15 protein-coding genes are annotated in these 9,554 nt (G+C 37.0%); 7 read left to right on the forward strand and 8 right to left on the reverse strand.

The genetic code is table 11. The features are described 5' to 3' along the window. Both F6K23_RS39185 and F6K23_RS39190 read left to right on the forward strand, forming a co-directional pair. Positions 1-216, forward strand: a 216-nt coding sequence (locus tag F6K23_RS39185) for a hypothetical protein (protein ID WP_293166418.1), incomplete at its 5' end; no start/stop codon positions are given. Between the two features lie 13 nt (positions 217-229). Beyond that, positions 230-364, forward strand: coding sequence for a hypothetical protein (locus tag F6K23_RS39190; RefSeq protein WP_293166420.1), 135 nt, complete (start codon positions 230-232; stop codon positions 362-364). A 119-nt stretch (positions 365-483) separates the two neighbouring features. Here F6K23_RS39190 and F6K23_RS39195 read toward each other — a convergent pair whose 3' ends face one another. Continuing rightward, the gene (locus tag F6K23_RS39195) at positions 484-801 is read right to left on the reverse strand and encodes a peptidoglycan-binding protein (protein WP_293166422.1); all 318 of its coding nucleotides are present in this window, start codon (positions 799-801) and stop codon (positions 484-486) included. A 308-nt stretch (positions 802-1,109) separates the two neighbouring features. Between F6K23_RS39195 and F6K23_RS39200 the strand changes: the two genes are divergently transcribed. Together F6K23_RS39200 and F6K23_RS39205 are read left to right on the forward strand one after the other, a co-directional pair. Next, positions 1,110-2,138: a TAXI family TRAP transporter solute-binding subunit gene (locus F6K23_RS39200; RefSeq protein ID WP_293166424.1), complete on the forward strand. Its 1,029-nt coding sequence runs from the start codon at positions 1,110-1,112 to the stop codon at positions 2,136-2,138. Between the two features lie 7 nt (positions 2,139-2,145). Continuing rightward, positions 2,146-2,631, forward strand: a complete 486-nt coding sequence (locus tag F6K23_RS39205; protein WP_293166426.1) for a cytochrome — start codon at positions 2,146-2,148, stop codon at positions 2,629-2,631. Between the two features lie 211 nt (positions 2,632-2,842). On the opposite strand, the gene F6K23_RS39210 is transcribed toward F6K23_RS39205, so the two are convergent. From F6K23_RS39210 to F6K23_RS39235, 6 genes are all read right to left on the reverse strand, one after another. Further along, positions 2,843-3,475 carry a restriction endonuclease subunit R gene (locus F6K23_RS39210; RefSeq protein WP_293166428.1) on the reverse strand — a complete coding sequence of 211 codons (633 nt, stop codon included), beginning with the start codon at positions 3,473-3,475 and terminating at the stop codon, positions 2,843-2,845. Positions 3,476-3,615: 140 nt separating this feature from the next. Then, positions 3,616-3,876, reverse strand: coding sequence for an HU family DNA-binding protein (locus tag F6K23_RS39215; protein WP_293166430.1), 261 nt, complete (start codon positions 3,874-3,876; stop codon positions 3,616-3,618). A 49-nt stretch (positions 3,877-3,925) separates the two neighbouring features. Then, positions 3,926-4,069: a hypothetical protein gene (locus tag F6K23_RS39220; RefSeq protein WP_293166432.1), complete on the reverse strand. Its 144-nt coding sequence runs from the start codon at positions 4,067-4,069 to the stop codon at positions 3,926-3,928. Between the two features lie 21 nt (positions 4,070-4,090). After that, positions 4,091-4,948, reverse strand: coding sequence for a hypothetical protein (locus F6K23_RS39225; RefSeq protein ID WP_293166434.1), 858 nt, complete (start codon positions 4,946-4,948; stop codon positions 4,091-4,093). Between the two features lie 2 nt (positions 4,949-4,950). Next, complete coding sequence (locus F6K23_RS39230) at positions 4,951-6,012, reverse strand: AAA family ATPase (protein ID WP_293166436.1); 1,062 nt, start codon at positions 6,010-6,012, stop codon at positions 4,951-4,953. Positions 6,013-6,237: 225 nt separating this feature from the next. After that, positions 6,238-6,687: a hypothetical protein gene (locus F6K23_RS39235; protein WP_293166438.1), complete on the reverse strand. Its 450-nt coding sequence runs from the start codon at positions 6,685-6,687 to the stop codon at positions 6,238-6,240. A gap of 126 nt (positions 6,688-6,813) precedes the next feature. Between F6K23_RS39235 and F6K23_RS39240 the strand changes: the two genes are divergently transcribed. From F6K23_RS39240 to F6K23_RS39250, 3 genes are read left to right on the forward strand one after another with little or no spacing between them, the layout of a single operon-like run. Further along, positions 6,814-7,551 (forward strand): AAA family ATPase, encoded by a 738-nt coding sequence (locus F6K23_RS39240; RefSeq protein ID WP_293166440.1) that lies wholly within the window; start codon positions 6,814-6,816, stop codon positions 7,549-7,551. 59 nt (positions 7,552-7,610) lie between these two features. After that, complete coding sequence (locus F6K23_RS39245) at positions 7,611-8,480, forward strand: ParB/RepB/Spo0J family partition protein (RefSeq protein ID WP_293127458.1); 870 nt, start codon at positions 7,611-7,613, stop codon at positions 8,478-8,480. A gap of 47 nt (positions 8,481-8,527) precedes the next feature. Further along, positions 8,528-8,782 carry a hypothetical protein gene (locus F6K23_RS39250; RefSeq protein WP_202224291.1) on the forward strand — a complete coding sequence of 85 codons (255 nt, stop codon included), beginning with the start codon at positions 8,528-8,530 and terminating at the stop codon, positions 8,780-8,782. 261 nt (positions 8,783-9,043) lie between these two features. Here the strand turns inward: F6K23_RS39250 and F6K23_RS39255 are convergent. Next, positions 9,044-9,554: RNA-guided endonuclease TnpB family protein (locus tag F6K23_RS39255; RefSeq protein WP_293166442.1), on the reverse strand; the 511-nt coding region annotated here is incomplete at its 5' end.

Consider the following 9,554-nt stretch of genomic DNA (forward strand, 5'->3'; position numbering starts at 1 on the left):
CTAGTTGCAATTAATTCTGGCTCAGTTGCAGTTAATCTTGGCTCAAACGTTAATCTAGTTGCAATTAATCCTGGCTCAAAAAGTTCGTTATTGCTGGTCCGGGGCTTTCTTATTGCTGGCCGCTACATTTACCAAGTAGGTGATGATGTAGTTGTATCAGCGATCGCATCATCACCGCAAGCTTTGAGGTTGACTAACTATCGTCAATGCATCTAAAATTAAGTGAAATATGTCCAAAAAACCAAGGTACGACGAAGATGAAAATGTGTCTCGTCATAGCGCAACTCACCCAAAAAAGTGTGCTGAAATGGCAAAGAAATATGGATGGGAGTTGAACCGTATTGAGAAGAATGAAGTCGAATAGTATGCTCTAAGCAAGGAGTGAAGTACCTCAACTAAACTTCGTTATAGTTGAGGCTCCCCCATCTAAAATGAAACACTTTTAGATGAGGACTCCTTATACCTTCTGTCAGAGTGATAGTTTTAATAAGTATATTTGAAGATAGCATCACCTAATGCTTTCCATGTTTCAGGACCTACCACTCCATCTACTGCAATATCAGGCGATGGAAAAGGAAAAGTAGCGTTATAATTTTTTTGAAACTCAGTTACTATTTGTTTGGTTTGATTATCATATTGGGCATCAAATATTACATTATCGGTAATAAGAGCTGGTCTTCCAACTGGTAGACCGAACCAAAAGATTGAAGATAACAATTGTTCAAGAAACCGAACAGCATCTCCACTATCCCCTTCTTTTAATACTGGCATTGTTGATACAGTCATTGTTGATACAGTCATTTGAGAAAATTCCTTAGTTTAGTTGAATACGCATTAACGCTATATATAGTGTATTGATTGGTATTTATCAAGATAAATTCACTGTAATTAGTGTCGTTGCGTAAGTTTGACTCTATATTTTTATCATCTCCTAGTTTTTGGGGAAGTGGGAAAATGTGCATCAGTTATCGCAACGCCACTTTTTATTGTGGATGGACGTGCATTTTCTTGCACATTGATTAGCAGTCAGGGGTGGCATTCTGCCATAACAACAGTTGTGTAGGGAGATATGATTTAATATTTGAACTTTGACCTATTAAATTATAAAGATGAAGAAAATACTATTTATTTGTAGTCAAAACCGATTACGCAGTCTTATTCGATGTCAAAACCACTGGCTCATTGTGACTCTAGTTGTGATGCTCACCACCATGTTTTGGAGTTTGACTATCTCGGCAATAAACAGCCCCACTCAGGTTGTTTTGGGAACGGCAACTCAGGGGGGCGGGTTTCAACTTTTTGGTCAGAATTTAGCTGAAGTGGTCAATGCAGCCAATTCGAGTCTCAAAGTCAAAGCGATCGCTACTCGTGGCAGTACCGAGAATATTTCCCTACTTGAAACCGGGAAAATCGACATAGGTTTGGTCGAGGGCAACGCTGCCCATCAAGTGCTAGCGAACCCTGAGAAATCTCCAACTGGCTTGAAGGTTCTATTTGTGATGTATCCTAACCCTGGTATGTTTGTTGTCCAAGCCGATTCTTCAGACCGCCGTATCACTGACCTAACAGGAAAGCCCGTTGCCTTTGGGACACGCAATTCGGGTCTGCGGATTCTGGCGACTAATGTGCTGGATGGGATTGACCTCAGTCCTGAACAGGACTTTACTCCTATTATTCTGGAGAAAGCTTCAGATGGCCCTCGCCTGGTACTAAGTGGAGAGGTGGCGGCATTATGGGGTGCAGGCATTGGCTGGCCGGGTTTTGTGAAGGTCGCGAATGGGCCAATGGGCGCTCGTTTTATTGCTCCCTCATCCACTGAGATTCAACAAATTCTTGCCAAATATCCTCACCTCAAAACGATGAGTGTCCCTGCTAACACCTACAAGGGACAAGACCAGACTATTGATTCCGTGGGACTCTGGTCATTAATTCTAGCCCGCCCCGATTTGCCGGAGGAGATTGCATATCGCCTGGTTGGGGCGATCCATCAGGGTCAAGCTGCACTGGCAGAGCGACTGGCTCAGGGGCAATATACCACCCTAGAGAACACGGTGGAAAATGTTTACCCTGAAAACCTTCACCCAGGTGCATCGCGCTATTTTCGAGAGTCGGCATCATCTAGTAGACTAACTAATTAGCTATAAAATGAAGAAAATCATCATTGGTGTGATGGGTCCGGGAAGTGGCGCTACTTCATATGACCTGAAAAATGCCTATAAACTTGGTCAATTAATTGCTCAAGAATCTTGGGTTTTATTGACGGGTGGGCGAGAGATGGGGGTGATGGATGCTGCGAGTCGTGGTGCGAAGTCTGTTAATGGTTTAACTATTGGTATTTTGCCTGGGAATAATTTTGATGGTATTTCTGAGGCGGTTGATATTCCTATTGTTACTGATATGGGTAATAGTCGAAATAATATTAATGTGCTTTCGAGTGATGTTGTTATTGCCTGTGGAATGGGTGCGGGTACTGCTTCAGAGGTGGCTTTGGCAATTAAGAATAATAAAAAGGTGATTTTGTTGAGTTGTAATTTAGAAAGTCAGGCTTTTTTTGTTGCTTTGTCTCCTGAAACAGTTTTTGTGGTGGATACTCCAGAAAGTGCTATTGAGGCGATTAAAATTTTGGTTTGAAAATTAAGGTTTCGGTTTTGTTGTTCATGCTAGACTGCTTCATAAAATTCCCAATTATGCAAGGGTTTGACTGAACGGATTAATATTATTTGCATTAGCTATATGTGAAATATTAAATCTTGTTTCCCACGATATGATAAGTCTGTATTGCTGATTTTTTTTTGTGTTCTTAATAACTGATTTATTATTGGTTTACAACTATTCAAAAAAATTAACTATTAATAGCTATTTGACTTAAACGTTTAAGGATGCGAAGAAAATCGAAAAGTTCATTGCCAGGATTGCGTATAGCAAATATTTTTGATGTAGCATATTGAGGAATTTCTGTTTTGACTAGCTTGACAAAAATGAAACTGCCACCTGTAACAATTAAGCCATAATTTGGACGTTCAGCTAGGGAGCTAGCTAAAAGATAAGTTAGTAGTTGAGCCAGACCAACTTCTATAGAAAACTCGGCTCTTTTTGATTCAATAACCATTACCCATAACTGCTCTTTCATAACAAGAGTATCAATTCGACCTCTAATAATTACCTCTTTATCTGCTAATTCTAAATTAACAGATTTCTCAGAACGAATATGATAGGGGTAAAGAAAAAATTTCCCGATAAATAAAATCGGATCGACTATTGCCATTCTGACAATATCTTCTAAAACAGGTGGATTTTGTAATAAGTTAAAGTATCCCTCCTGAACCTGATTAAGTAGTTCTTTTTCCAAGTCACTAATCTCTTGCAAATCATCTTGCCATTCTCGAAAAAATTGCTCGTTCCTGACTAATTGTAAGCCAAAATTATCAATCAAATAGCGGAGAGTTACTTCTTGGGATTGAATAGTTTGAATCATAATTGTAAAATGGTTGTTCGAGTGGACGAGTAGCTTGCTCTTGATTACTGCAATTACCCACTACTCAGTGATATTGGGTTTTGATGCCATTTCAGCCAGTGCAGCTTCAGTGATATAAATGAAATAATTATTGATTAAATTTAACTTTCTCCCTTATAAGTTGATGACCAACCAAATAATTTCCGTAATTTTTGAGAAGGGTTAAATTTAAAAACACTTGTTTTTCCCCTCTTAACTTGTATATAAAAACTTCCAAAATCTCGTAAACTTACACTCTCTCCCTCCTTAAGACATTGATAAATTTCATCTAAAGTAACATTAATAACTTCTTCCACTACTTGAGTATCATAACTAACTTGTTCAGAAACACGCTTAATTAATTCTTTTTTGTTAATCGACATATCAGTTAACTATAAAATAATCAACTCCAAATATATCTGATTTATTCATTCATTTTCCTCCTTGTTTTATTTCAACAAATTCTTGAGGAAACTTCTCACTTAAAGGACAATCAAAATAATAATTACACCAAAACTCAGCCACTTCTAGTAACATCGGAACAGAATGACGAGGACGGATATTGATGAGTATCACAATAATTTGCCATTATAATTGTTATAATTGCTCAATTTTCATCTGCAACTCTCTAAGGTCAGGATATCGATCAATGTCAATATTAGTAATTGCCCAACCAAAAAAAATATTGAGGGATATGTATTGAGATTTCTGTCGCTGCATTTCTTTTTGAATATCCTTACCATGGAACCAGATTAAGTATTGTTTTTGTTCCCAGAATTCCTCTTGAGCAAATTTTTGTTGATATTTCTCAAAGCTTTCTTCAAATCTCTCTTGTGTTACTGTATCAACAACTTTTCTAAATTGTTTTATTAACTCTATTGCTTCATTTTTACAATCTAATAAATCTAATGATTTAGGAAGTTGTCCACTACCTCCAGTCCAAGTTGTTTTAAGCTGTGTTCTTGTGGCACTATCTAGTAATAAATTAGCTAATGACCATCGCACAGTTTGATATTCTTTTAAGTTCCTTGCTGCTGACTCTATCCATTCTGAAATAATTTCTATTCCTGGTGAATTACCATGTCCCCATTTAGAAGTAGGATTATTTTGTTTTTCTTGATATTTTTCTTGCCAATAAGTATGAATTAAATCTGAATGTAAGAGATAATTTTCGACACAAGGGCGATGAGTTAACCAAACATTTCTTCTGAGCTGAATTAATCCAATATCTGAGGTAGGTTCAGCATCAAAATCTCGGTCTCGAAAAACCAAATACTTTTTATTGTCTATATTCGTTGAAGAGAAATAACCCTCAATAAATGTAGAAAAGCCAAACTTACCACCAGATGGAACAATTGTTGCTATATTTGTGACAATTTGATTGAGGAGTTGGTAATCTAAACTGGTTTTCTTACCTTCACAAAAAATAAACTTTCCGCTACTAACAACGCTCACAATTACACCTCTAATCTCACAATTTGTGCTTCAGGAATTAATTGCTCAATATAATCAGAGTGAGTTGTAATAATAAATTGATTATTTTTACCTAATTTTGGTAAAGCTCTGAGCAATGTTTGTTGCATAGGAGGGTGTAAGTGAAGTTCAATTTCATCAATTAATATGACTGAATTATTAATATTCCAATTGACAAAATCCATAATTATCGGAAAAATTGCCCGCTCTCCACCGGACATTTCAGAAATTTCATATTGGTTTTTTCCATCAGATAAATAAAACCAAGGTTCACTGAAGATATCATCTATATTTTCTCGTGGAATAGGGCCTTCAAAATAATGTTCGGAAAAGACAGTTTTGTAAGCTTGCTCAATCTCAGCATATAAGTCTTTTTGTCCTGAACGAAGCTGTGCGATTTTACCTGTGTTTATATCTTGATGAAATTGTCGCCATTTGGAAAGACGGTCTCGTAAAATATCTTCAGTAATTTCTAGTTTTTGTTGGTGATTTTCTGGTGTTAAACTGGTGGAAGTTCTTTGTTCTGTATACCAGAGAATTGTGCCTACTTTTTCAAATACTTGAAAACCTTCGGAACGGAGTAGTTGTTTGGCATATTCTCGTCCTTTAAATTGAAATAATTCGGCTGCAATATTAGCTTGAATACCCTCTCCTTTCCATCTTAAAGAAACCAAATTTTCTGCTGCTGGAGGAACTTCTAATTTGCGTCCTGTATCTTGTAAAATTTGGTAAAATTCAGATATAGATTTGAGTTCTGGAGATGAAAACTGGATTTGAAGATTAACCTCTGGTTCAATTTTTTTCCAATTATTACTAAGTAATTCGTAGTTAAATCCTGCCCAATCTAAATCTGAGAGTTTTTGTAAGCGTCCAGTTGCTACTCCTAGAGTAGCTGCAATTGCTTGTAAAAGGCTAGTTTTACCAGCACCATTCATGCCAATTATTAGAATAATATCTTGTGCTAAACCTGTCTCTGTATTTGTAAAATCAAATTGATAATCTTCAAATTTTTTGAAATATTTTAATTGAATAGATTGAACTTTCATATATCTTGGGTTATTTTTTCTGCTCCGATCATTTAATAGCAGCTCGAACGGCTCAAATAGTGAAGTTTATGTCAAGTCTAGATATAGTTTATCAGCGAATAGTTAAGATTTTCTTTGATTTTGTTAGCGGTCGCTTTTTCTATGTTTTTCTATATTTTTTTGTTGATTAAAATTTCTCCAAACTTGCACCATTACAAGAGTTAAAAATTTGTCAATTACTAACAATCATCCTTCTTTTGTTGTGCATGAATGACTACTTTCCAAATCTAAATCAAGAGTTAACTGCCCATATTGTTCCCACAACTTCATTCTTCGTACCTTCTGGGTTCGGTTCCAGTCATTACGGTCGAAATTAAGATGGCAGACAGAGCAGAGAGCTTTAAGATTGTCAACTTCACAATTAGCAGGATTATGATCCAAATGAGCCGTAGTTAGTGTAAATCGTTGAGGCTTGGTAATTCTGATAGTGCCGCGTTCATCGTCTTCCACCACTTTGTAAAGATGAACTAACCACTCTGGATCATTATCCTTAAGCCATTGTTCGGTCTGCTTCTGAGATATTCCAGGTGGTCTACACGGTCGCCCACACCATTCGCAAGTCCAATTAGCACTTTGTTTAATGAATGAAGCGATTTCTTTCCAGTTATCGGGATACAAATTTATATTTATTGGCATTAATTGTTTTTCTACATTTATATCTATCTACATCTATTAATAATTTTACCCCTAATGTTATGGGTAAATCAGAACCACTTTCTGATAGTATTCAATTACAGCACCATATTTCCCAGAGAAAAACACATGATTATAGCCTTTGTCAATCAGAAAGGAGGCACAGGAAAGTCCACTTCGGCCATCCATCTAGTCTACTGGTTAATGCAACGTGGTTCAGTTATTCTTGTAGATGCAGATGCCCAAAACAGTAGTTCAGTCTGGGCAGAAACACTCCAAATGCCTTTTCAAATTATCAGCGACCCAGAAGAAATCTTTGATGCTCTCCCAATCCTAGCCAAAGAATATGACAACGTAGTGGTAGACGGGCCTGGAGGAATGAGTGAAGTTTCCAAAGCTATATTATCCCGTTGTGATATTGCTCTAGTACCCTGTCAACCATCCGGTCTCGACCTCCGTAGTAGTAATAAAACACTACGCTTTATTAACCAGGCTCAAGAACTACGTCAGGGTGTGCCAAAAGCTTTTCTCTATCTTAATCGAGCCACCAAAGGTACAATTCTCCTTAGAGAATCTCGGCAAGTCCTAGCAGAATCTTCAATTCCAACCCTGCAAACCGTAATCTATCAGAGACAATGCCTCGCTGATGCCCCTGGACAAAACAAGACAGCATTTCAAATGTCCGGCGCTATGGCTACTTCCTCTGCATCTGAATTTGACTCATTATTTATAGAAGCATTTTCAACCGCAGGAATAGAAATGAAAAATCCTGCAACAAAAAGCAAATCTTCTAGGTCTACCAAGTCTACTAAGACTAGAGCTAAATCTAAGCCGAAATCTAAATCTTCTAAGTCCAAAGTTTCTTGACGATGACAAAAAGAAATCCACTCCGCAACTTTATATTTGACACAAAAGAAACTTCTTCTATGTCCACCACTTCCTTACAGTCCACTACAGGACAACAAGAGATATCCATAGAAGAAATTGTTTTACCCCCATCTCAACCACGACGCTATTTCGACCCAGAGAAACTAGCTCAACTAAGTGCTTCTATTTCTCAGTTTGGCGTACTTGAACCACTATTAGTCCGACCTACTAACAACAACTTATATGAGTTAGTCGCAGGGGAGAGACGTTTAAGAGCTTCAAAAATGGCTGGACTAACTTCTGTGCCTGTAATTATCCGCTCTCTCAATGATGAGGATGCCTGGCAATTATCGTTGATAGAAAATCTACTAAGAGAAGACCTCAACCCTCTTGAAGAAACTGAAGGTATTTTGCAACTATTGGCCATCCAGATAGATGAAAGTATTCCCTCTGTGGTAAAGTTGTTAAACAGAATGCAAAATGAGGAAAAAGGAAAAGTTACCCCTAACGTTATGGGTAGCCCTACTGCTCAAATCATAGAATCAGTATTTGAAGACCTGGGACTGATGAACTGGCAATCCTTTGTTAAAAATCGCCTTCCATTGTTAAAATTACCCCCAGATATTCTAGAGGTTCTGCGCTCTGGAAAGCTAGATTATACAAAGGCAGTAGCAATAGCTAAAGTCAAAGACGAGGCCATGAGACAAAGTTTACTGGAAGAAGTAATAGAAAATTCACTGTCTTTGTCGGGGATTCGACAAAGAGTGGCAGAAATTAATCAGACTGTAAAACAAGAAGATACCTTGAAAAGTGGTCTGGACAATACCTATCGTTTAATTAAGAGTTCGAGAATTTGGGATAATACTAAAAAAAGAAGACAATTAGAAAAGTTATTGGTTCAGATAGAAAAACTTGTTAGCGGAGAATAAGAAATTTATCTATTACTCAAAGTAATAACACTAAATATATTGAATTATTGGAACAGCTAGTCGGAGCGATCGCTGCGAATATTCAAGCTAAAAGTCCAATTTGGTACCACGACGAATTAGAGAAAGCTGCTATTGGGGGATGGTTACTTTCCACTGCGGAAGTTAAACATTTAATAGGAGTCAAGCCTTATTGTCAAAAAGGTTCTAATATTTACACTCATGGTAGTTGGCAGTTCATCAAAGTGGGAAAAATAGGAGGTGCAACAGCTTGGAGAGTTGAGAAAATTATCATGGAAATTTAACTACTTCAGATAAGTAGAAATAAGTTGATATGAATGAACAAATAATTAATATTAAACTATAAACTATCTATTTTAAATGTTTTTGTATACTGTCTTGTGAGTAATAGACATATTTACTAGACACCGTTCTACTAAACTTACCCAAACTTACCCATACATGATCGCATGAGCTTTGGAGCTAGTTTCCTGCTTCACAGAAGATCACTGACCGCAGTCTGTAACTTATCTTCTCCACAGGCTTTAATTCGCTTGGAACTCAAGCTACTGATTCACATAGTTTTTCAGGTTGACAGCAGCATTCAAATCTCTGTCAGCTTGAAAACCACATTCACTACATTCATAAGTTCTCAAGTGTAATGGCATTTTCTGTTGATGCCCACAGTTTGAACATATTTGAGAACTTGGATAATATCTATCGGCTATGACTAATTTACTGCCGTACCATTCACATTTGTATGTAAGTTGACGTTTAAATTCATAAAACCCACAATCAGCAATAGCACTTGCTAATTTATGATTTTTAAGCATTCCACTTACGTTCAAATCCTCAATGACTATGGTGCTGTGGTTTTTAGCTAACCATGTTGTGAGTTTATGTAGTGTATCTGCTCTGATGTTAGCTACTTTCTTGTGAACTTTGGCTAATTTTTTTACTGCTTTGCGTCTGTTTTTGGAACCAATAACTTTTTTACTGACTGCTCGTTGATGACGAACTAATTGTTTTTTGGCTTGCCTGTAGGCTTTGACATTGGCAAATTTACTGCCATCAGAA

This window comes from Okeania sp. SIO2C9 (assembly GCF_010672455.1).
GTDB lineage: Bacteria > Cyanobacteriota > Cyanobacteriia > Cyanobacteriales > Microcoleaceae > Okeania.

What these genes read in the sequence shown, in the direction of transcription:
- F6K23_RS39200 (WP_293166424.1), top strand. Translation starts at nt 1,110, where the DNA reads ATGAAGAAAATACTATTTATTTGTAGTCAAAACCGATTACGCAGTCTT.
- F6K23_RS39195 (WP_293166422.1), bottom strand. Translation starts at nt 801, where the DNA reads ATGACTGTATCAACAATGACTGTATCAACAATGCCAGTATTAAAAGAA.
- F6K23_RS39230 (WP_293166436.1), bottom strand. Translation starts at nt 6,012, where the DNA reads ATGAAAGTTCAATCTATTCAATTAAAATATTTCAAAAAATTTGAAGAT.
- F6K23_RS39240 (WP_293166440.1), top strand. Translation starts at nt 6,814, where the DNA reads ATGATTATAGCCTTTGTCAATCAGAAAGGAGGCACAGGAAAGTCCACT.
- F6K23_RS39190 (WP_293166420.1), top strand. Translation starts at nt 230, where the DNA reads ATGTCCAAAAAACCAAGGTACGACGAAGATGAAAATGTGTCTCGTCAT.
- F6K23_RS39210 (WP_293166428.1), bottom strand. Translation starts at nt 3,475, where the DNA reads ATGATTCAAACTATTCAATCCCAAGAAGTAACTCTCCGCTATTTGATT.
- F6K23_RS39205 (WP_293166426.1), top strand. Translation starts at nt 2,146, where the DNA reads ATGAAGAAAATCATCATTGGTGTGATGGGTCCGGGAAGTGGCGCTACT.
- F6K23_RS39245 (WP_293127458.1), top strand. Translation starts at nt 7,611, where the DNA reads ATGTCCACCACTTCCTTACAGTCCACTACAGGACAACAAGAGATATCC.
- F6K23_RS39235 (WP_293166438.1), bottom strand. Translation starts at nt 6,687, where the DNA reads ATGCCAATAAATATAAATTTGTATCCCGATAACTGGAAAGAAATCGCT.
- F6K23_RS39215 (WP_293166430.1), bottom strand. Translation starts at nt 3,876, where the DNA reads ATGTCGATTAACAAAAAAGAATTAATTAAGCGTGTTTCTGAACAAGTT.